This is a genomic window from Streptomyces sp. URMC 124, assembly GCF_051386455.1.
GTDB lineage: Bacteria > Actinomycetota > Actinomycetes > Streptomycetales > Streptomycetaceae > Streptomyces.
Window position 1 is genome coordinate 15,544 of the sequence record NZ_JBPQTS010000024.1, and the last position, 20,773, is coordinate 36,316.

A 20,773-nucleotide genomic window follows, 5' to 3' on the forward strand; every position below is an offset into this window, starting at 1 on the left:
ACGAGCCGATGCCACCCGACACGAGAAAGAAGTCATCATGAGTCCGCTCTCCGCCGCGGAACCGGACCCCCTGGACGTCCTCGCCGTCGACGACGAGCTCGGCGAGACCGAGCGGGACATCAGGGACACCGTGCGGTCCTTCGCCCGGACCGAGCTGGCCCCGCACGTGGCCGAGTGGTTCGAGGCCGACACCATGCCGCGCGAGGTCGTCAAACACCTCGGCTCCCTGGGGCTGCTCGGCATGCACCTCGACGGATACGGCTGCGCGGGCACCAGCGCCACCGCGTACGGCGTGGCCTGCCGGGAGCTGGAGGCCGTCGACTCGGGCCTGCGCTCCTTCGTCTCCACCCAGGGCTCCCTGGCCATGTACGCCATCCACCGGTGGGGATCGGAGGAGCAGAAGCAGCGGTGGCTGCCGGCCATGGCCTCGGGCGAGGCCGTCGGCTGCTTCGGCCTGACCGAGCCCGACGCCGGCTCGGACCCCAGCGCCATGCGCACCCGCGCCCGGCGCGACGGCGACGACTGGGTGCTCGACGGATCGAAGATGTGGATCACCAACAGCCCGTTCGCCGACGTGGCCGTGGTGTGGGCGCAGACCGCGCCCGAGCGGGGCGCGAAGGGCATCCGCGGCTTCGTCGTCCCGGTCGGCACGCCCGGCTTCACCATCAACAAGATCACCCGGAAGCTGTCGCTGCGCGTCTCGGTGACCGGCGAGCTCGTCCTCGACGGCGTGCGCCTGCCCGCCGACGCGGTCCTGCCGGCAGCCGAGGGCCTGTCCGGGCCGCTGAGCTGCCTCGGCGAAGCCCGCTTCGGGATCATCTGGGGCGCCGTGGGCGCCGCCCGCGCCTGCTACGAGACGGCGCTGGAGTACGCCGGCCAGCGCGAGCAGTTCGGCCGCACCCTCGCCGGCTTCCAGCTCACCCAGCGGAAACTCTCCGAGATGGCCGTACAGACCGCCCAGGCATCCCTGCTGGCCGCCCGGCTCGGCCGCCTCAAGGACGCCGGCCGCCTGGACCCCGTGCAGATCAGCGTCGGCAAGCTCGCCAACGTGCGCACGGCGCTCGACATCGCCCGCAGCGCCCGGACGATCCTGGGCGGCAACGGGATCACCTTGGAGTACTCGGTCTTCCGGCACATGGTGAACCTGGAGACGGTGCTCACCTACGAAGGCACGGAGGAGATGCACCTGCTCTCCATCGGCAAGGCGGTGACCGGTGTCCAGGCCTTCCGCTGACCCCCGGGCGCCCGAGAGCGCCTTCGTCGCGGCCGCCGGGCTGGTCGTCACCGAGGTGTCCCCCACCCGCGTCCGCGGCCACATCGCACTCGGCCCGGACCACCACACCCCCTGGGGCATCGTCAACGGCGGCGTCTACACCACCGCCGTCGAGAGCGCCGCCTCCCTCGGCGCGTCGGAGGCCGCCGGCCCCGGCCGGCACGCCGTCGCCGTCCACATCTCCACCGACCTGCTGCGCTCGCGCACCGAGGGCCGGGCCGAGGTCGTCGCCGAAGCCGTGCACCAGGGCCGCACGCAGCAGCTGTGGACGGTCACCGTCTCCGACGAACAGCCGCTCGCCCGCGGCCAGGTACGGCTCCAGAACGTCAGCGCGGGCACAGGCACGGGCACAGGCACGGGCACGGGAGGTGAGCAGGTGTGACCGCCTTCCCCGCGCTCGGCCTCGACACCGCGAGCCGTTTCCTCGTCGCCCTGGGCCTGGAGTTCGACGAGGTCACGGGCGACGGCGTCCGCGGCCGCCTCGCACTCGGCCCGCAGCACCACAACCCCTGGGGCGTCGTGCACGGCGGCGTCCACAGCACCGTCGTCGAACGGGCGGCCAGCGTCGGCGCCTCACGGGCCGTCGCGGACCGCGGCTTCTTCGCCGTCGGCGTCCACAACGCGACGGACGTGTTCCTCACGACGACCGGCGGCCCCGCGCTCGTCACCGCGTACCCGGTGTTCCAGGGCGACCTCCAGCAGGTGTGGACCGTGGAGATCGCGGCCGCGGACGGCACCCGCCCCCTCCTGGCCCGCGGGCAGCTGCGGCTGCAGAACGTCCCCAAGCGGGCTTCGTAGCGGGACCCGTAAAAGCCCCACCCCCGAACAGCAGCGAAACCGCCGGTGATCCGGCACGTTCCCCGAAAGGCCATGCAATGACTGCGTCACCGTCCCGCAAGGTTCTGGACCTGATGATCGGCTACTGGGCCTCGCAGAGTGTCTACGTGGCCACCAAGCTGGGTCTCCCCGAGCACATCGAGAACGGCCTCACCACCAGCCGCGAGCTCGCCGAGGCCACCGGCTCCCACGAGCGCTCGCTGTTCCAGCTCATGCGCTTCCTCACCGGCCTCGGCATCCTGCGGGGCGACGACGAGACCGGGTTCTCTCTCACCCCGGCCGGCGAGCTCCTCAAGGAGGACGCGCCCGACTCCCTGCGCGACCTCACCCTGATGTACGGCGAGGAGTTCTACCGGACCTGGGGCAACCTGCTCCACAACGTCAAGACGGGCCAGCCCGCCTTCGAGGCCACCTTCGGCGCCTCCATGTACCCGTACTTCACCGCCAACCAGGAGTCCGCCCGCCGGTTCGACGGCACCATGGCCGGCGGCGCGTTCTTCCGCGACCTGCCGCAGGTCTTCGACTTCTCGTCGGCCCGGACCGTCGTCGACATCGCCGGCGGCACCGGCGCCCTGCTCGCCGAGGTCGTCAAGGCCGCCCCCCACGTCGAGGGCGTGCTCTTCGACCAGGCGCACGTGATCGAGGCCGCGAAGGCCGCCATGGCCGAGCGCGGGCTCGCGGACCGCGTCTCCTACGTCGAGGGCGACTACACCGCGTCGCTCCCCACCGGCGGCGACGTCTACCTGTGGTCGCGCATCCTCCACAGCCGCTCCGACGAGTCCTGCGTCGACCTGCTCAAGCGCTGCCACGACGCCATGAACCCGGACGGCACCGTCATCGTCCTGGAGCGCACCATCCCGCCGACCGGCGAGTCCTCCCTCGGGCTCTGGTTCGACCTGCAGATGATGGTCCTCGTCGGCGGCACCGAGCGCAGCGAGAAGGAGTACGCGGACCTGTTCGCGCAGGCGGGCCTGACCCTGGACTCCGTCCTGCCCCTCTCCCTGGACATGTTCGCCATCGTCGCGAGGCGCGCGTGACCGTGCCGGCGGCGGCCGGCGCACCGGGGGCGGCGCGCAGGGGAGCGGCGGCGCAGGCGGCGCACGCGGGGCACACGGGTCACGCGGCGCACGCGGGGCACGCGGGGCACGCCTTCACCGAGCTGACGCCGGTCTCCTTCCTGCGCCGCGCCGCCGCCGTGTTCGCCGACCGCCCCGCGGTCGTCGACGGCGACTTCCGGTGCACGTACGCGCAGCTGTGGGACCGCTCCCAGCGCCTGGCCGGACTGCTCGCGCACAGCGGCGTCCGGCCGGGCGACCGGGTGTGCGTCCTCGCGCCGAACACCCACATGACGCTCGAAGCGCACTACGGCGTGCCCCTGGCCGGTGCGGTGCTCGTCGCCCTCAACACCCGGCTGGCCGCGGCCGAGATCGCCTACATCCTCGAACACAGCGGAGCCCGGCTGGTCCTGGCCGACACCGAACTGCTGCCCCGCCTCGAAGAAGCGCTGAACCTGCTGACAGAACGGCCGGCCGAACGGCCGGCCGTCATCGGCTCGGACCGCTACGACGAGGCGGTCGCCGCGGCCCCGCCGCACCGGGTCGAGGTCACCGACGAGCGCGGGCTGCTGTCCATCAACTACACCAGCGGCACCACCGGTCGCCCGAAGGGAGTGATGTACCACCACCGGGGCGCCTACCTGAACGCGCTGGCCATGGCCTTCCACACGCGGATGGACCCGGCCTCCCGCTACCTGTGGACGCTGCCCATGTTCCACACCAACGGATGGTGTTTCCCCTGGGCGGTCACCGCGGCGGGCGGTATTCACCACTGCCTGCGCAAGGTCGACCCCGCCGAGATCTGGCGGGCCCTGCGCTCCGACGGCGTCACCCACCTCTGCGCGGCCCCGACCGTCCTGTCCATGATCGCCGACCACCCGGACGCGGCGGCCGTCCCCCACCCCGTACGGATCTTCGCGGGCGGAGCGCCGCCCCGGCCCGCCCTGCTGGCGCGCCTGAGCGGACTGGGCCTGGACGTCACGCACTTCTACGGGCTCACCGAGACGTTCGGCAACGCGCTGCTCGGCATCCAGCAGCCCGAATGGGCCGGCCTCGCCCCCGAGGAACGGGTCCGCAAGGCCGCGCGGCAGGGCGTCGCCAACGTCGTCGGCGAACCCGCGCGCGTCGTGGACCGCAACGGCGACGACGTCCCCGCCGACGGCAGCACGATCGGCGAGATCCTCCTGCGCGGCAACAACGTCATGCTCGGCTACTACCGCGACGAGCAGGCCACCGCCCAGGCGTCCTCCGGCGCGTGGTTCCGCACCGGAGACCTCGCCGTCCACCACCCCGACGGCTACGTCGAGATCCGCGACCGCGCCAAGGACGTCATCATCTCCGGCGGCGAGAACATCACCTCGGTTGAGGTCGAGAACGCGCTGACCGCCCACCCCGAGGTCGCCGACGCGGCCGTGGTGGCGGGCCCGCACGCGGTCTGGGGCGAGGTCCCCGTCGCCTTCGTCTCCCGCCGCCCCGGAGGCTCCGTCGGCGAGGAGGAGCTCATCGCCTTCGTCCGCACCCGGCTCGCCCGGTTCAAGGCCCCGCAGCGGATCGTCTTCGGACCGCTGCCCACGACGTCGACGGGCAAGTTGCAGAAGAACCTGCTGCGCGAACGGGCCTCCGCGCTCGCCGCCGACCGCGAACCCGAGTGAGCCGCCCGCCTTACCGACCCTGAATTCAAGCAATTCAAGCAAAGGATGAGTGGATGTCCCGCCGCCTGTTCACTTCGGAGTCCGTGACCGAGGGTCACCCCGACAAGATCGCCGACCAGATCAGCGACACGATCCTCGACGCCCTCCTGAAAGAGGACCCGACCTCCCGTGTAGCCGTCGAAACCCTGATCACCACCGGCCTGGTCCACATAGCCGGCGAGGTGACGACAAGGGCGTACGCCGACATCCCCGCCCTCGTCCGCAAGAAGATCCTGGACATCGGCTACGACTCGTCCAGGAAGGGTTTCGACGGGGCGTCGTGCGGGGTGTCGGTGTCGATCGGCGCGCAGTCGCCGGACATTGCCCAGGGTGTGGACGCGGCGTATGAGGCGCGGGTTGAGGGTGATGAGGACGAGCTGGACCGCCAGGGTGCCGGTGACCAGGGTTTGATGTTCGGTTATGCGTGTGATGAGACGCCGGAGCTGATGCCGCTGCCGATCCACCTGGCGCACCGGCTCTCGCGGCGTCTGTCGGAGGTGCGGAAGAACGGCACGATTCCGTATCTGCGGCCGGACGGTAAGACGCAGGTGACGATCGAGTATGACGGTGACAAGGCCGTCCGCCTCGACACCGTAGTGGTCTCCTCCCAGCATGCCGCGGATGTGGACCTGGAGTCCCTCCTCACCCCCGACATCCGCAAGTTCGTCGTCGAGCACGTCCTCAAGGCTCTTGTCGAGGACGGCATCAAGCTCGACACCGACGGCTACCGCCTCCTGGTGAACCCGACGGGTCGTTTCGAGATCGGTGGTCCGATGGGTGATGCGGGCCTGACCGGCCGGAAGATCATCATTGATACGTACGGTGGTATGGCCCGTCACGGTGGTGGCGCGTTCTCGGGCAAGGACCCGTCCAAGGTGGACCGGTCGGCGGCGTATGCGATGCGCTGGGTTGCGAAGAACGTCGTCGCGGCCGGTCTGGCCTCGCGCTGTGAGGTGCAGGTGGCGTACGCGATCGGCAAGGCCGAGCCGGTGGGTCTGTTCGTGGAGACGTTCGGTACGAACACCGTCGACACCGACACGATCGAGACGGCGATCGGCGAGGTCTTCGACCTCCGCCCCGCCGCCATCATCCGCGACCTCGATCTCCTGCGTCCGATCTATGCGCAGACCGCCGCGTACGGTCACTTCGGCCGTGAGCTGCCGGACTTCACGTGGGAACGCACCGACCGCGTCGCCGCCCTGAAGAAGGCCGCAGGGGTGTAGTCAACCGAACCGCAGGCAAGGAGAGAGCTCCCGTGCGCATCGCAGTCACCGGTTCGATAGCCACCGACCACCTGATGGTCTTCCCCGGACGCTTCGCCGACCAGCTCCTCAGCGAGCAGCTCGACAAGGTGTCCCTGTCCTTCCTCGTCGACCACCTCGAAGTCCGCAGGGGCGGCGTGGCGGCCAACATCTCCCTCGGCCTGGGCCGGCTCGGGCTGCGGCCCGTGCTGGTCGGCGCGGCGGGCGTCGACTTCGCCGAGTACGCGGCCTGGTTGCGCGCCGGGGGCGTGGACACCGGGTCGGTCAAGGTCAGCGAGACCCTCCACACGGCCCGCTTCGTCTGCACCACGGACGCCGACCAGAACCAGATCGCCACCTTCTACGCCGGAGCCATGGCCGAAGCCCGCGACATCGACCTCGCCGACGTGGCGCGGCGCGCCGGGCGGCTCGACCTCGCCCTCGTCGGCGCGGACGACCCGGCCGCCATGCTCCGCCACACCGCCGCCGCCCACAGCCTGGGGATCGCGGTCGCGGCCGACCCGTCCCAGCAGCTCGCCCGGCTGGGCGCGGAGGAGACCCGCCGGCTGGTGGACGGCGCCCGCTTCCTTTTCACCAACGAGTACGAGGCCGCGCTGCTCAAGGAGCGGACGGGCTGGACGGCGCAGCAGGTGCTGGGCCGCGTCGGCATGTGGATCACCACGCTGGGGGCCGAGGGCGCGGTGCTCGCACGGGCCGGGCAGGACCCTGTCCCCGTCCCCGCGGTCCCGGCGGGCGAGATCGCGGACCCCACGGGCGCGGGGGACGCGTTCCGCTCCGGGTTCCTCGCGGGAACGGCCTGGGGCTGGACGGCAGAGCGGGCCGCCCAGCTCGGCTGCACCCTGGCCACCACCGTCCTGGAGTCCACCGGCACCCAGGAGTACAAGTTCGTGCCCGCGGAACTCGTGGGCCGCGCCGCGGACGCCTACGGTCCGGCCGCGGCCGCCGATCTGGAAGTGCGGCTGGCAGGAGTGTGAGAAAGGCGCTTCGGTTCCGCGGGCATCACGCGGGACCGAAGCGCCTTTTCCGGCACGGGACCTCACGTGCCGGCGGGCATCTCCCTCAGCAGGAGTGACGGCCCGCCGGTCCGGCGGTGGCGGCCGGAACAGGCGACGGCGGCGACGGCGAAGCCCGGCGTCGGCACGTCGTGCACCGAGAACGCGCCCGAGGCCCTCTGCATCCCGGCCCCCATGGTGCACGCGGCGCCGGAGAGACGGGCCAGGGCCTTCCGCCGGACGCGCGCCCGTGCGAACGCGGCGGCCGCCGGCCCCTCGGCCAGTTCCAGCGCCAGGCACAGCCGGACCCCGGTGGAGAGCCCGAGCGCCCAGGCGTCCGCGGACCAGACGAGGTCCAGGGCCAGGGGCGTCGGCAGGCCGGCGAACATCCCGGCCGACGTCCCGACCGACATGTCGATCGTCTCCGGAGCGGCGCCCACGAGGTCGGCCAGCACGCGCCGGGCCCCCGCACGGGCCGCCGCGAAGCCGCGGCGCTCCGCCGGGCGCGCGAGGCGGGCGCAGCGGATCTTCTCCTCGCGCGACAGCAGGGCGATGTCGCCGATCGCGTCCGCCCGCCGCCCGCCCGAGCGGTGCGCGTCGCAGAACCACACGTGCACTTCGTCACGCGCGGGGAGTGTGCGGTTCACAGTGCCCTCCTCGTGCTCCGCCCGGCGGAGCCGAGAAGCGGAGCCGGTCACTCAAAGAGCAGAGACGGTCACCTGCCGATGAATGCCATTCCTTTTCGGAAAGGCCGCCGGTAGAGTCTGTGAAGGCCGAAAGAACGGTCGACTCGGGGGGACGTCGGATCAGATGAACGGAATAGCGCTGCACATTTCCGTGAACGGAATGTTTCCGCAGCCCGAAGCCGGCCCGCCTACCAGGGCTGACTCTGCCAGATGATGTCATCGGTGCCGCCCTGGCCTGCAACGGAGCCATCGGTGCCGCCGACGACGGCGCCCCCGGCCGTAAATGCAGAAATAGCGAAATCAAACTTCACGTCAAATCCCCCCGGATATGCAGTGGCGTTCCGGATGCCACTTCCCCGTACCCCCACGGTGCCCCGGAAACGGGCCGGGCGCCATAAGCGCCCTATGGCGAGAAGTCGTCAGCGAGTTCTCTTCACCCTCCACCGAGCCGACGATTGAGAAGAAAATGGACAAAATCGCTACAGAGGTGCCCCTCTCGCCTCTCGGTGACCTCCATGTACTGCTCTACCGCATGGCCCTCGAGCACGGCCGGCTCCGGCCCCGGGAGGCGGCGCTCCACCTGGACGTGCCCGGACCCGAGGTCTGCGCCGCGGTGGACGAACTCTCCCGGCTGCACCTGCTCCACCCCGCCGAGGACGCCCCGGACGCGGCCCGGCCCGCGGGCCCGGCGGCCTCCCGCCAGGACACCGCGTACGCCCCGCGCAGCCCGGACGTCGCGGTCACCCACGTCACCGGTCCGATCGAGTCGCAGATCCAGCAACTGCACCGCGAGTCCGAGCGGATGAGCAGTCACGTGATGGCGATGAAGCCGGTCTTCGAGGAGTCCTGGCACGGCCACTTCACCCGGACCCCCATCGAGTACCTGACCACCCTCGACGCCGTGCGCGCCGCCCTCGCGCGCCTGTCCGCCGCCGCCCGCGTCGAAGTCGCCGCCGCCCACCCCGACCTGCCGGCACCCGCGACCCTGGAGGAGGGCCTGCAGCGCACCACCGAGGCGATCGGCCGGGGCGTGCTCCTGCGGACCGTCTATCCCCACTCGGTGCTCTCCCACGCCTACATGCGCCAGCACCTGAGCGGGATGGTGGCGCTCGGCGCACAGGTCCGCACCACCGCCCACGTGCCCGACCGGGTCCTCTTCTTCGACGCCACCACGGCCGTCCTCGCCGATCACGGCAGCTCTTCCGAGGACGGCAAGGGCGCGCTCGCCGTCCGGGACCCCTCGCTCGTGCGCTTCCTGTACCGCTCCTGGGAGAGCGCATGGGAGTCCGCGCGGCCGTTCACCGGGGAGAGCGACGACGGCTCCGCCAAGGACGAACTGCGCCGGTCCGTCCTCGAACTGCTGGAGTCCGGGATGAAGGACGAGGTGGCGGCCCGCAGGCTCGCGATGTCCGTCACCACCTACCGGAGGCACGTCACCGAGCTGCTGACCGAGCTCGGCGCACAGAGCCGTTTCCAGGCGGGAAGCTACGCCCGCCGCGCCGGTCTGCTGGACGGCTGACGCGCGGCGCCGGCCCGCCGGACGGCCCGACGGCGCCATGAAAAAATCCCCTCTGTCCTGCGTTTCCACAGGTCAGAGGGGATTGTTTGTGGAGCCTAGGGGAGTCGAACCCCTGACATCTGCCATGCAAAGACAGCGCTCTACCAACTGAGCTAAGGCCCCGTCGCCGACCAGACTACCCGGTGCCCGCGCTCTTTTCCGACCGGGTATCGCCGGGGCCCAGCACTCTCCGTAGGATGCACCGCAAGATTCGCTGCAGCGAAGCGAAGGGGAGAGCGAGATGGACGCAGCACAGCAGGAAGCCACCGCCCGCGCACGGGAGCTGCAGCGGAGCTGGTACGGAGAGCCGCTGGGGGCGCTCTTCCGCCGGCTCATCGACGATCTCGGCCTCAATCAGGCCCGTCTCGCCTCCGTGCTCGGCCTGTCCGCGCCCATGCTCTCGCAGCTGATGAGCGGCCAGCGCGCGAAGATCGGCAACCCCGCGGTGGTCCAGCGGGTCCAGGCCCTGCAGGAGCTCTCCAGCCAGGTCGCGGACGGCACCGTGAGCGCCGCGGAGGCCGCGGACCGGATGGAGGAGGTCAAGAAGAGCTCGGGCGGCTCCGTCCTCAACTCCACGCAGACGACGGCCAGCAGCGGAGCGCCGACCGTCCGCCGGGTGGTCCGCGAGATCCAGTCGCTGCTGCGCTCCGTGGCCGGCGCCGGCGACATCATCGAGGCCGCGCAGAGTCTCGCCCCCACCCACCCCGAACTGGCCGAGTTCCTGCGGGTGTACGGCGCCGGGCGGACCGCCGAGGCGGTCGCGCACTACGAGGCCCACCAGAGCTGACCGCGCGCACGCGATGGGTGAGCTCTTCGCCGGGCGGTACGAGCTGGTGGACCCGATCGGCCGGGGCGGGGTGGGGGCCGTCTGGCGGGCCTGGGACCGCCGCCGGCGCCGCTACGTGGCGGCCAAGGTCCTCCAGCAGAGCGACGCTCACACCCTGCTGAGGTTCGTCCGCGAACAGGGGTTACGGATCGACCACCCCCATGTGGTCGCGCCGATGAGCTGGGCGGCCGACGACGACAAGGTGCTGTTCACCATGGACGTGGTGAGCGGCGGCTCCCTCGCCCATCTCATCGGCGACTACGGCCCCTTGCCGCCGCACTACGTGTGCGTCCTGCTGGACCAGCTGCTGTCCGGCCTCGCGGCGGTGCACGCCGAAGGCGTGGTGCACCGCGACATCAAGCCCGCCAACGTCCTGCTGGAGGCCACCGGCACGGGCCGGCCCCACGTGCGGCTCTCCGACTTCGGCATCGCCATGCGCAAGGGGGAGCCGCGCCTCACCGACGCCAACTACGTGATGGGCACCCCCGGTTATTTCGCGCCGGAGCAAATGCTGGGCGAAGAGCCCGATTTCCCCGCCGACCTCTACGCGGTCGGCCTGACGGCGCTGTACCTCCTCACGGGCCGCAAGCCCGACGCGGAGGCGCTCCTGGAGCGCTTCACCGAGCACGGCACGCCCTGCGCCCCGGAAGAGGTCCCCGAGCCCCTCTGGCAGGTGATCGCGGGCCTCCTGCAGCCCGAACCGGGGCTGCGCTTCCGTACGGCCACAGGAGCGCGCAAGGCCCTTGCGGCGGCCGTGGAGATGATGGACGGCCCCGCCCCGGCCGAGGAGCCCATCGAAGTCTTCGACCAGCTCGGCCCGCTGCCCGCGGGATTCGGCCCCGAAGGTCCCGAGCACGCGCCCGGGCCGGTGCCGCCGCCCCTGCCGGCCTATCCGCCCGCCACGCCACCCCAAGTCCCCCAGCACCTGCCGCAGCATCTGCCGCAGCGCCTGCCGGCGCAGCTCCCGGCACGGGCACCGGTGCCGCAGCCTCCCGCCACGCGCGCGTACCCGGGCGCACGGCCCGTACGGCAGCGGGTGCGGCAGCCCGGCCCGCCCGCGAAGGTGGCCGTACCGGTGCTGATCGTCGCGCTGCTCTGCCTCGGGATCGGCATCTGGGCCCTCACCGCCGCATAGATTGCTTTCGCAACCCAATTATTTGCAGTCGGAAACTCCAGGGTGGCCGAAAAACAACAGGGCCCCGGCCGTGTCGGCCGGGGCCCTGCTCAAAACTCGTTGTGTCTCACACACCCGAACCTGCGGGCACGGAGTCGGTCGCCTCCGTCCACAGGTCCTGCTCGGCGCGATCCGCCTGGATCTGGCGGTACACGAGGAGCCCGCCGATGGCGGCCAGTGCGACCAGGAGGAGCTTCTTCACCGCGCGACCTCGTCTTTCCTTGACGTAAGGGGACCTCTGGTGGCCGATGATACACACCGGCCGATACCGATCGGTGACCTGTGCGGCGCCCGGTCCGCGATCCGGCCGCGGGCCCAACTCCCCGCCCGGCGAAAACAGATCGGCCCGGGCGGAGAAATCTCCGACCGGGCCGATCGTGTCTGTGGGGCTAACAGGACTTGAACCTGTGGCCTCTTCCTTATCAGGGAAGCGCTCTAACCGTCTGAGCTATAGCCCCTCGCGACACCGAAAGATTAGCGCACTCGGGGCCCAGTCCCAAAATCCTGTCGGACCGGGCCCCTGCCGGCGCTATTCGTCCTCGGCCAGCGTGAGCTCCACACCGCCCACGAAACCCGCCGAGAGGTTGTAGATGAAGGACCCCAGCGTGGCCAGCGCGGTGGCCAGCACCACGTTGATCACGGCGATGACCGACGTGAAGAGCAGGGTGTGCGGCAGCGACAGGAACGACTGCAGGTCGAAGCCGCCGCCGTCGCTGGAGCTCGTGGCATCGCTGATCGTGCCGCCGACGGTCGAGAAGACGCCCATCGCGTCCATGACCGTCCACAGCACGGCGGAGGCCACGATCGTGCACACGCCCAGCGCGATCGACAGCAGGAAGCTGACCTTCATCACCGACCACGGGTCGGCCTTGGCCACCCGCAGCCGTGCCGTGCGCGTACGGGGCTCGGGACGGCCCGCGGGGCGGGGCGCGGAGCCCGCGGCACCGCCGGGACGCGCGGCGCCCTGAGGGGCCGCCGGACGCGGCACCGAGCCCGCGGCCACCGCACCCTTGCCGGGCCCCTGGGGGGCCGCCTGGGGCGCCTGGGAGCCCTTGGCGGGGGCGCCCTTCTTCAGGCCGCCCGCAGCGGCCTTGGAGCCGTCCTGGCCGGGGATCCGCGGCGGAGCCTTGACGGCGTTCCGCGGGTCGGCCGCAGCCGCCTTCGCCGAGCCCTTCGCGGCCGGCTTGCTCCCGTTGCTCCCGGCGGTCCCGCTCTCAGCCTCGTCTGCCACGGGTGCAGCCTTCCCGGCCTCGGCGGCCTTCACGTCTGCGGACTGCGCGGTCTTGGAGCTCGCGGCCTTCCCGCCCTTGGCGGCCTTCGCCGTCTTCGCGGCCTCGGCCGGCTTTCCGGCCTCCCCGGCCCCGGCCGGCTCGGCGCCGACGGAGCCGGCGGGCGGCTCGTACGCCTTCGGGGGGTGGTACGGCTCCGGCTTGCGCGTGTCCGTCAACGTCCCCCCTCGGGAGTCTGCGTCCGCGCCGGAGCCACGGGCGCCGGCCTCATCGGTAGCAGGTGCGGCGGTAGTGCTGCGCTCGGCACCTGCACCGCTTGCCGCGGCGCCCGTGGCTCGACTCACGACTTACTCCTCGATGTTCCCTGCCGGGGCGGATGCGCCCTCGGCACCCTCAGCTCCGTCGCCCTCGACTGCATCGGCCGGCTCATCGACCTCTTCAGCCTCGCGACCTGCTTCGGCGTTCCGTGCGATGCCCACAACGGCATCGCGCTTGCCCAAGTTGATCAGCTGGACGCCCATGGTGTCACGGCCCGTCTCCCTGACCTCGTTGACCCGTGTGCGGATCACGCCGCCGCCGAGCGTAATGGCAAGGATCTCGTCGGTCTCCTCCACCACCAGCGCACCGACCAGCGAGCCACGATCCTCCACGATCTTGGCCGCCTTGATACCGAGGCCGCCACGGCCCTGAACGCGGTACTCGTCCACGTTCGACCGCTTCGCGTAGCCGCCGTCGGTGGCCGTGAAGACGAACGTCCCCGGACGCACGACGCTCATGGACAGCAGCTCGTCGCCCTCGCGGAAGCTCATGCCCTTCACGCCGGAGGTGGCCCGGCCCATCGGACGGAGCGCTTCATCCGTGGCGGTGAAGCGGATCGACTGCGCCTTCTTGCTGATCAGCAGCAGGTCGTCCGCGGCGGAGACCAGCTCGGCACCGATCAGCTCGTCCTCGGCGCCGCTCTCCGTCTCGCGCAGGTTGATGGCGATGACACCGCCCGAGCGCGGGGAGTCGTAGTCCTTGAGCGGGGTCTTCTTCACCAGGCCCGACTTGGTGGCGAGCACCAGGTACGGAGCGACGTCGTAGTCGCGGACGGCGAGGATCTGGGCGATCTTCTCGTCCGGCTGGAAGGCCAGCAGGTTGGCCACGTGCTGGCCGCGGGCGTCGCGCCCGGCGTCCGGCAGCTCGTAGGCCTTGGCGCGGTAGACCCGGCCCTTGTTGGTGAAGAACAGCAGCCAGTGGTGGGTGGTGGAGACGAAGAAGTGGTCGACGATGTCGTCTTCCTTCAGCTTCGTGCCCCGCACGCCCTTGCCGCCGCGCTTCTGCGAGCGGTAGTCGTCGGTCTTGGTGCGCTTGACGTAGCCGCCACGAGTGATCGTGACGACGATGTCCTCCTCGGCGATCAGGTCCTCGATGGACATGTCACCGTCGAAGGGCACCAGCGCCGAACGCCGGTCCTCGCCGAACTTCTCGACGATCGCCGTGAGTTCCTCGCTGATGATCTGGCGCTGACGCTCCGGCGAGGCGAGGATCGCGTTGTACTCGTTGATCTTCGCCTGGAGCTCGTCGTGCTCCGCCACGATCTTCTGGCGCTCCAGGGCAGCCAGCCGGCGCAGCTGCATCTCCAGGATCGCGTTGGCCTGGATCTCGTCGATCTCCAGCAGGCCCATCAGGCCCTCGCGGGCGATGTCGACGGTCTGGCTGCGCCGGATGAGCGCGATGACCTCGTCGATGGCGTCCAGGGCCTTGAGCAGGCCGCGCAGGATGTGGGCGCGCTCCTCGGCCTTGCGCAGGCGGAAGCGGGTGCGCCGGACGATGACCTCGATCTGGTGCGTCACCCAGTTGCGGATGAACGCGTCCAGGGAGAGGGTGCGCGGCACGCCGTCGACCAGCGCCAGCATGTTGGCGCCGAAGTTCGTCTGCAGGTCGGTGTGCTTGTAGAGGTTGTTCAGCACGACCTTGGCGACCGCGTCCCGCTTGAGGACGATCACCAGGCGCTGGCCCGTACGGGAGGAGGTCTCGTCGCGGACGTCGGCGATGCCGCCGATCCGGCCGTCCTTCACCAGGTCGGCGATCTTCTGCGCGAGGTTGTCCGGGTTGACCTGGTAGGGCAGCTCGGTGACCACCAGGCACTGGCGGCCCTGGATCTCCTCGACCTCCACCACCGCGCGCATCGTGATCGAACCGCGGCCCGTGCGGTAGGCCTCCTCGATGCCCTTGCGGCCCACCACGAGGGCGCCGGTCGGGAAGTCGGGGCCCTTGATGCGCTCGACGAGCGCGTCCAGCAGCTCCTCGGCCGAGGCCTCCGGGTTGGCCAGGAACCACTGGGCGCCCTCGGCCACCTCGCGCAGGTTGTGCGGGGGGATGTTGGTGGCCATGCCGACCGCGATGCCGGCGGAACCGTTCACCAGCAGGTTGGGGATGCGCGACGGCAGGACCGTCGGCTCCTGGTTGCGGCCGTCGTAGTTGTCCTGGAAGTCGACGGTCTCCTCGTCGATGTCCCGGACCATCTCCATGGCCAGCGGCGCCATCTTGCACTCGGTGTAGCGCATGGCGGCGGCCGGGTCGTTGCCCGGGGAGCCGAAGTTGCCGTTGGAGTCCACCAGCGGCATCCGCATGGCCCAGGGCTGGGCGAGGCGGACGAGCGCGTCGTAGATGGAGGTGTCGCCGTGCGGGTGGTACGAACCCATCACGTCACCGACGACGCGGGCGCACTTGTAGAAGCCCTTCTCGGGCCGGTAGCCGCCGTCGTACATCGCGTAGAGCACGCGGCGGTGCACCGGCTTGAGGCCGTCGCGCACGTCGGGCAGCGCACGCGAGACGATGACGCTCATCGCGTAGTCGAGGTAGGAGCGCTGCATCTCCGTCTCGAGCCCGACGGGCTCGACGCGCATGCCCACGCCCTCCAGCGGGGCGGGCGCGCCCTCGGGGGTCACCTCGGGCACGGGAGCGGTGGGGGTCTCAGGGGTCTCGTCGGCCATTGCTGTTCAAAGTCCTTTCGCGCTGCGGCTGTCTCGGGATGGGCCGACAGGCTCAGATGTCGAGGAAGCGGACGTCCTTGGCGTTGCGCTGGATGAAGGAGCGCCGGGCCTCGACGTCCTCGCCCATGAGCACCGAGAACAGGTCGTCCGCCTGCGCGGCGTCGTCCAGGGTGACCTGGCCGAGGACGCGGTGGTCGACGTCCATCGTGGTCACGCGCAGCTCCTCGGCGTTCATCTCACCGAGACCCTTGAAGCGCTGGACCGAGTCGTCCTTGATCCGCTTGCCGTTCTCGCGGCCGAGCTGGATCAGGGCGTCGCGCTCGCGGTCGGAGTAGGCGTACTCGAAGTCGTCCCGGCCCCACTTGATCTTGTAGAGCGGGGGACGGGAGAGGTAGACGTGCCCGGCCTCGACCAGCGGACGCATAAAGCGGAAGAGGAAGGTGAGCAGCAGGGTGTTGATGTGCTGACCGTCGACGTCGGCGTCCGCCATCAGAATGATCTTGTGATAGCGGAGCTTCGCGATGTCGAAGTCCTCGTGCACACCGGTGCCGAAGGCGGAGATCAGCGCCTGGATCTCCTGGTTCTGCAGGATCTTGTCGATCCGCGCCTTCTCGACGTTCAGGATCTTGCCGCGGATCGGGAGGATCGCCTGGTACTGCGGGTTGCGGCCGGACTTGGCCGAGCCGCCGGCGGAGTCACCCTCGACGATGAAGATCTCGCACTTGGTCGGGTCGTTCGACTGGCAGTCGGACAGCTTGCCCGGCAGCGACGCCGTCTCCAGCAGGCCCTTGCGACGGGTGAGGTCGCGCGCCTTGCGGGCCGCGACGCGCGCGGTGGCCGCCTGGATGGACTTGCGGATGATGTCCGCGGCCTCGTTCGGATTGCGGTCCAGCCAGTCCGTCAGCTGCTCGTGGACGACCTTCTGCACGAAGGTCTTGGCCTCGGTGTTGCCCAGCTTGGTCTTGGTCTGGCCCTCGAACTGCGGCTCGCCCAGCTTGACGGAGATGATCGCCGTCAGACCCTCGCGGATGTCGTCGCCCGTGAGGTTGTCGTCCTTCTCGCGGAGCAGCTTCTTGTCGCGCGCGTAGCGGTTGATCAGGCCGGTGAGCGCCGCGCGGAAGCCCTCCTCGTGCGTACCGCCCTCGTGGGTGTGGATGGTGTTCGCGAAGCTGTAGACACCCTCGGAGTACTGGGTGTTCCACTGCATCGCGACCTCGAGGGAGAGCATCCGCTCCTTGTCCTCGGCGTCGAAGTCGATCACCGTGGGGTGGATGACCTCGCCCTTGCGCGAGTTGAGGTAGCGGACGAAGTCCGAGATGCCGCCCTCGTAGTGGTAGCGGACGTTGAGGGGCTTGCCCTCCTCGTCCACGTGGGCCGGGCGCTCGTCCGTCAGCGAGATGGTCAGGCCCCGGTTGAGGAACGCCATCTCCTGGAAGCGCCGCGAGAGCGTCTCGAAGGAGTACTCGGTGGTCTCGAAGATGTCGCCGTCGGCCCAGAAGGTGACCGAGGTGCCGTGCTCGTCGGTCGCCTCGTTCTGCTGCAGCGGGGCGGTCGGGACGCCGAGCTTGTAGTCCTGGGTCCAGCGGAAGCCGTCGGTCTTCACCTCGACCGCGACGCGCGTCGACAACGCGTTGACGACCGAGACGCCGACGCCGTGCAGACCGCCGGAGACCGCGTAGCCGCCGCCGCCGAACTTGCCGCCCGCGTGCAGCACGGTCAGGACGACCTCGACGGCGGGCTTGCCCTCGGAGGGGACGATGCCCACCGGGATGCCACGGCCGTTGTCGATGACGCGCACGCCGCCGTCGGAAAGGATCGTCACGTCGATGGTGTCCGCGTGACCGGCGAGGGCCTCGTCGACGGAGTTGTCGACGACCTCGTAGACGAGGTGGTGCAGGCCGCGCTCACCGGTCGAGCCGATGTACATGCCGGGCCGCTTGCGGACGGCGTCCAGACCCTCGAGGACGGTGATCGCGCTGGCGTCGTAGGACGCGGCGCCGGGTGCGCCCGCGGGTGCGGTCTCCGCCGCACCGTCCGTAGAAGGGGTGGTGTTCTCGTTGGGGTTGCCGGAATCGGCCACGAAGCGCCCTTTCTGGCACAGCACAGGCCATCCCCGACTGCGGCGGGGAGACCCCACCCGAGGCAGGCAGGAGCGGCTGCGTCGTTCTGCGTTGGTCGACGAGTCCCGCAAGCCGGCGGGATTGCCACCAGTCTACCGGTAGCGCTGACATGAATGGGGGTTTGGCGGTGCCTGAGCCTGCACGTGCCGCCCTGAACCGGCATCAGCCGACTCCCTATATGTGGACCCGGGCTCCAAGAGGCTCACAGCGGCACTCAGCGCTTCGGGCTGTCAACCGCCCGCTACCGTGAGCGGGGTCTCAGCGCCGGCTCGGGCGCACCCCCCGTCGCACCGCATCACCCCAGGCCACGCAGATCACCCGGTGCTCGGTTCCCACGGGGGCACCACGGACCGTCACCCGCCCCTGGAATCGCCGCCCTCGCCGCCCTCGCCGGGGCGCCCGCGGGCGCCCGGCGCGCACCGGCGTCAGCCGTACGTGTCCCCCGGGCCCGTGCTGCCCGGAGCACGCAGCGATCCGTAGCGACGGCTCGGACCGCCCGGCCCCAGCACCTTGATCATTCGTACGGTGCCCTGGCCCAGGTCGTCGTTGAGCCGGGCCACCAGCTGCGGCGCCAGCAGGCGCAGCTGCGTCGCCCACGCCGTCGAGTCGCACTGCACCGTCAGGACGTGGGAGTCCTCGTCGAAACCCTGCGGCGTGCAGTGCAGGGCCAGGGTGTCGCCCACGATCTGCGGCCAGCGGCCCATCACACCGCCCACCGCCGCGGGCTTCTCCCAGCCCCGCTCGGTGATCAGCCTGTTGATGGCGGCGCCCAGCGGCAGCGGGTCACGGCCGTCCGCGCGCGCGCCCGAGCGCAGTCCCCCGCCGCGGCGGACCTGCTTCTTCTGCTGGGCCGCGGCGCCCCGCGCCCGCGCCTGCTCCTTGGCGGCGCGCAGCGCGACCCGCGCCAGGTCCACGCCGGACGGCTCGGGCGGCTTCGGATGCTCGGAGGGCGTACTCATACGCGCTCGACCCTGCCTTCCGACACCGCGTACCGGGCGCCGGTCAGGAGCTCCGGCACGTCGTCGTCCACGGCGGCGGTCACCAGGACCTGCTCGCCGTGGGCGACCAGCTCCGCGAGCCGCTCGCGGCGCCGGGCGTCCAGCTCGGCGAAGACGTCGTCCAGCACGAGCACCGGCTCGTTGCCCTCGGAGCGCAGCAGCTCGTACGAGGCCAGACGCAGCGCCAGCGCGTACGACCAGGACTCGCCGTGGCTCGCGTACCCCTTGGCGGGCAGCCGGCCGAGCTTGAGGAGGAGGTCGTCCCGGTGCGGGCCGATCAGCGTCACGCCGCGCTCGATCTCCTGCTTGCGGGCCTCGGCGAGCGCCGCCAGCAGCGCCTCGTAGAGCTCCTCGCGGCTGCGCGCCCCCTCGACGGCGGCCGGCCCGCGGTACTCGAAGGACACCGGGCCGCCACCGGGCGCCAGCTGCTCGTAGGCCTTGTCGGCCAGCGGCAGCAGCTCGTCGATCAGGTCGAGGCGGCGGGCCAGCAGCTCGGCCCCGGCGCGGGCCAGGTGCTGGTCCCAGATGTCGAGCGTGGACAGGTCGAGGCCGCGGCCGCCGTGGCGGCGGGCCATCGCCGCGCTCTTGAGGAGGGTGTTGCGCTGCTTGAGGACCCGCTCGTAGTCGGAGCGGACGCCCGCCATGCGCGGCGAGCGCGCGGTGATCAGCTCGTCCAGGAAGCGGCGGCGCTCTCCGGGATCGCCCTTGACCAGGGCCAGGTCCTCCGGGGCGAACAGCACCGTCCGCACGATGCCGAGCACGTCGCGCGGCCGGACCTGGGAGGAACGGTTGATCCGGGCGCGGTTGGCCTTGCCGGGGTTCAGCTCCAGCTCTATCAGCTGCTGCCGATCGCCCTGGACGACGGCGGCGCGCACGACGGCGCGGTCGGCGCCCATCCGGACCAGGGGGGCGTCCGAGGAGACCCGGTGGCTGCCGAGGGTGGCCAGGTAGCCGATCGCCTCGACGAGATTGGTCTTGCCCTGGCCGTTGGGTCCCACGAACGCCGTGACGCCCGGGTCGAGCGGGACCTCGACCCGGGCGTACGAGCGGAAGTCGGCCAGCGACAGATGCGAGACATGCATGGTGCGCCGACCTCTTCCGCTGTGTACTGCTCGTCCTGCTGTTACTGCTGTGGTGCTGTTTACCGCTGTGGTGCTGCCGACGGGTGCCGGCTGCTCCCTGCTCCTGCTTACCTGCTCCCGGCCTACTTGCTCTCGACCGCGTGGCCGCCGAACTGGTTGCGCAGCGCGGCGATCATCTTCATCTGCGGGGAGTCGTCCTGGCGGGACGCGAAGCGGGCGAAGAGCGACGCGGTGATCGCGGGCAGCGGCACGGCGTTGTCGATCGCGGCCTCGACCGTCCAGCGGCCCTCGCCGGAGTCGGCCGCGTAGCCGCGCAGCTTGTCGAGGTGCTCGTCCTGGTCGAGGGCGTTGACGGCCAGGTCCAGCAGCCAGGAGCGGATGACCGTGCCCTCCTGCCAGCTGCGGAAGACCTCGCGCACGTCGGTGACGGAGTCGACCTTCTCCAGCAGCTCCCAGCCCTCGGCGTAGGCCTGCATCATCGCGTACTCGATGCCGTTGTGGACCATCTTCGCGAAGTGGCCGGCACCGACCTTGCCCGCGTGCACGGCGCCGAAGTCACCCTCGGGCTTGAGGGCGTCGAAGACCGGCTGGACCCGGGCGACGTTCGCGGCGTCGCCGCCGTACATCAGCGCGTAGCCGTTCTCCAGGCCCCAGACGCCGCCGGAGACGCCGCAGTCGACGAAGCCGATGCCCTTGGCGCCCAGCTCCTCGGCGTGCTTCTCGTCGTCCGTCCAGCGGGAGTTGCCGCCGTCGACGACGACGTCGCCCGGGGAGAGCAGCTCGCCGAGCTCGTCGATGGTGGCCTGGGTCGGCGCGCCGGCCGGGACCATGACCCATACGACGCGCGGCCCCTGGAGGGAGTCCACCAGCTCCTTGAGGCTGCTGACATCCGCGAGGTCCGGATTGCGGTCGTATCCGATGACGGTGTGGCCTGCGCGGCGGATGCGCTCGCGCATGTTGCCGCCCATCTTGCCGAGACCGACGAGACCGAGCTCCATGGGTGATCCTCTAT

The 20,773-nt window shown here is 70.9% G+C and carries 19 protein-coding genes and 2 tRNA genes; 10 read left to right on the plus strand and 11 right to left on the minus strand.

Annotation, left to right across the window (positions count from 1 at the left end; genetic code table 11):
• Positions 1 to 37 precede the first annotated feature (37 nt).
• The 7 genes from ACSNOG_RS07445 to ACSNOG_RS07475 all read left to right on the plus strand — a co-directional run bounded on the left by ACSNOG_RS07445 (position 38) and on the right by ACSNOG_RS07475 (position 7,092).
• On the plus strand, positions 38 to 1,234 hold the full coding sequence (locus tag ACSNOG_RS07445) for an acyl-CoA dehydrogenase family protein (RefSeq protein ID WP_436751747.1): 1,197 nt from the start codon (positions 38 to 40) through the stop codon (positions 1,232 to 1,234).
• On the plus strand, positions 1,215 to 1,655 hold the full coding sequence (locus ACSNOG_RS07450; protein WP_436751748.1) for a PaaI family thioesterase: 441 nt from the start codon (positions 1,215 to 1,217) through the stop codon (positions 1,653 to 1,655). Before ACSNOG_RS07445 ends, ACSNOG_RS07450 begins: the two co-directional genes overlap by 20 nt.
• On the plus strand, positions 1,652 to 2,071 hold the full coding sequence (locus ACSNOG_RS07455) for a PaaI family thioesterase (RefSeq protein ID WP_436751749.1): 420 nt from the start codon (positions 1,652 to 1,654) through the stop codon (positions 2,069 to 2,071). The genes ACSNOG_RS07450 and ACSNOG_RS07455 overlap by 4 nt, the downstream gene beginning before the upstream one ends.
• Before the next feature lie 77 nt (positions 2,072 to 2,148).
• Positions 2,149 to 3,147 carry a methyltransferase gene (locus ACSNOG_RS07460; RefSeq protein WP_436751750.1) on the plus strand — a complete coding sequence of 333 codons (999 nt, stop codon included), beginning with the start codon at positions 2,149 to 2,151 and terminating at the stop codon, positions 3,145 to 3,147.
• Positions 3,144 to 4,817 (plus strand): AMP-binding protein, encoded by a 1,674-nt coding sequence (locus tag ACSNOG_RS07465; RefSeq protein WP_436751751.1) that lies wholly within the window; start codon positions 3,144 to 3,146, stop codon positions 4,815 to 4,817. The genes ACSNOG_RS07460 and ACSNOG_RS07465 overlap by 4 nt, the downstream gene beginning before the upstream one ends.
• 53 nt (positions 4,818 to 4,870) lie before the next feature.
• Positions 4,871 to 6,079: a methionine adenosyltransferase gene (metK, locus tag ACSNOG_RS07470; protein WP_436751752.1), complete on the plus strand. Its 1,209-nt coding sequence runs from the start codon at positions 4,871 to 4,873 to the stop codon at positions 6,077 to 6,079.
• A gap of 32 nt (positions 6,080 to 6,111) precedes the next feature.
• Positions 6,112 to 7,092, plus strand: a complete 981-nt coding sequence (locus ACSNOG_RS07475) for a carbohydrate kinase family protein (protein WP_436751753.1) — start codon at positions 6,112 to 6,114, stop codon at positions 7,090 to 7,092.
• A gap of 62 nt (positions 7,093 to 7,154) precedes the next feature.
• Here the strand turns inward: ACSNOG_RS07475 and ACSNOG_RS07480 are convergent, their stop codons facing one another.
• Both ACSNOG_RS07480 and ACSNOG_RS07485 read right to left on the minus strand, forming a co-directional pair.
• Positions 7,155 to 7,757: a hypothetical protein gene (locus ACSNOG_RS07480; RefSeq protein ID WP_436751754.1), complete on the minus strand. Its 603-nt coding sequence runs from the start codon at positions 7,755 to 7,757 to the stop codon at positions 7,155 to 7,157.
• A 227-nt stretch (positions 7,758 to 7,984) separates the two neighbouring features.
• A complete protein-coding gene (locus ACSNOG_RS07485) occupies positions 7,985 to 8,107 on the minus strand; it encodes a hypothetical protein (protein WP_436751755.1) in 123 nt (40 codons plus the stop codon).
• A gap of 176 nt (positions 8,108 to 8,283) precedes the next feature.
• Here ACSNOG_RS07485 and ACSNOG_RS07490 point away from each other — a divergent pair, with 176 nt between their 5' ends.
• Positions 8,284 to 9,315 carry a hypothetical protein gene (locus ACSNOG_RS07490; RefSeq protein ID WP_436751756.1) on the plus strand — a complete coding sequence of 344 codons (1,032 nt, stop codon included), beginning with the start codon at positions 8,284 to 8,286 and terminating at the stop codon, positions 9,313 to 9,315.
• An 89-nt stretch (positions 9,316 to 9,404) separates the two neighbouring features.
• Here the strand turns inward: ACSNOG_RS07490 and ACSNOG_RS07495 are convergent.
• Positions 9,405 to 9,477: transfer RNA gene (locus ACSNOG_RS07495), tRNA-Ala, on the minus strand.
• A gap of 118 nt (positions 9,478 to 9,595) precedes the next feature.
• Here ACSNOG_RS07495 and ACSNOG_RS07500 point away from each other — a divergent pair.
• On the plus strand, positions 9,596 to 10,141 hold the full coding sequence (locus ACSNOG_RS07500) for a helix-turn-helix domain-containing protein (protein ID WP_058045309.1): 546 nt from the start codon (positions 9,596 to 9,598) through the stop codon (positions 10,139 to 10,141).
• Positions 10,142 to 10,154: 13 nt separating this feature from the next.
• Entirely contained in the window at positions 10,155 to 11,315 is a 1,161-nt protein-coding gene (locus tag ACSNOG_RS07505) for a serine/threonine-protein kinase (RefSeq protein ID WP_436751757.1), read from the plus strand.
• A gap of 106 nt (positions 11,316 to 11,421) precedes the next feature.
• On the opposite strand, the gene ACSNOG_RS07510 is transcribed toward ACSNOG_RS07505, so the two are convergent.
• From ACSNOG_RS07510 to gnd, 8 genes are all read right to left on the minus strand, one after another.
• Positions 11,422 to 11,556: a DLW-39 family protein gene (locus ACSNOG_RS07510; protein ID WP_003958712.1), complete on the minus strand. Its 135-nt coding sequence runs from the start codon at positions 11,554 to 11,556 to the stop codon at positions 11,422 to 11,424.
• Positions 11,557 to 11,738: 182 nt separating this feature from the next.
• Positions 11,739 to 11,812 (minus strand) — tRNA-Ile (locus tag ACSNOG_RS07515).
• A 71-nt stretch (positions 11,813 to 11,883) separates the two neighbouring features.
• Positions 11,884 to 12,618: a DUF3566 domain-containing protein gene (locus ACSNOG_RS07520; protein WP_436751775.1), complete on the minus strand. Its 735-nt coding sequence runs from the start codon at positions 12,616 to 12,618 to the stop codon at positions 11,884 to 11,886.
• 312 nt (positions 12,619 to 12,930) lie between these two features.
• On the minus strand, positions 12,931 to 15,561 hold the full coding sequence (gene gyrA, locus ACSNOG_RS07525; protein ID WP_436751758.1) for a DNA gyrase subunit A: 2,631 nt from the start codon (positions 15,559 to 15,561) through the stop codon (positions 12,931 to 12,933).
• Between the two features lie 52 nt (positions 15,562 to 15,613).
• On the minus strand, positions 15,614 to 17,665 hold the full coding sequence (gene gyrB / locus ACSNOG_RS07530) for a DNA topoisomerase (ATP-hydrolyzing) subunit B (RefSeq protein WP_436751759.1): 2,052 nt from the start codon (positions 17,663 to 17,665) through the stop codon (positions 15,614 to 15,616).
• A 441-nt stretch (positions 17,666 to 18,106) separates the two neighbouring features.
• Positions 18,107 to 18,640, minus strand: a complete 534-nt coding sequence (locus tag ACSNOG_RS07535; RefSeq protein WP_436751760.1) for a DUF721 domain-containing protein — start codon at positions 18,638 to 18,640, stop codon at positions 18,107 to 18,109.
• On the minus strand, positions 18,637 to 19,761 hold the full coding sequence (gene recF, locus ACSNOG_RS07540; RefSeq protein WP_436751761.1) for a DNA replication/repair protein RecF: 1,125 nt from the start codon (positions 19,759 to 19,761) through the stop codon (positions 18,637 to 18,639). Before recF ends, ACSNOG_RS07535 begins: the two co-directional genes overlap by 4 nt.
• 122 nt (positions 19,762 to 19,883) lie before the next feature.
• Positions 19,884 to 20,759 (minus strand): phosphogluconate dehydrogenase (NAD(+)-dependent, decarboxylating), encoded by an 876-nt coding sequence (gnd, locus tag ACSNOG_RS07545; protein ID WP_436751762.1) that lies wholly within the window; start codon positions 20,757 to 20,759, stop codon positions 19,884 to 19,886.
• Between the last annotated feature and the right edge of the window lie 14 nt (positions 20,760 to 20,773).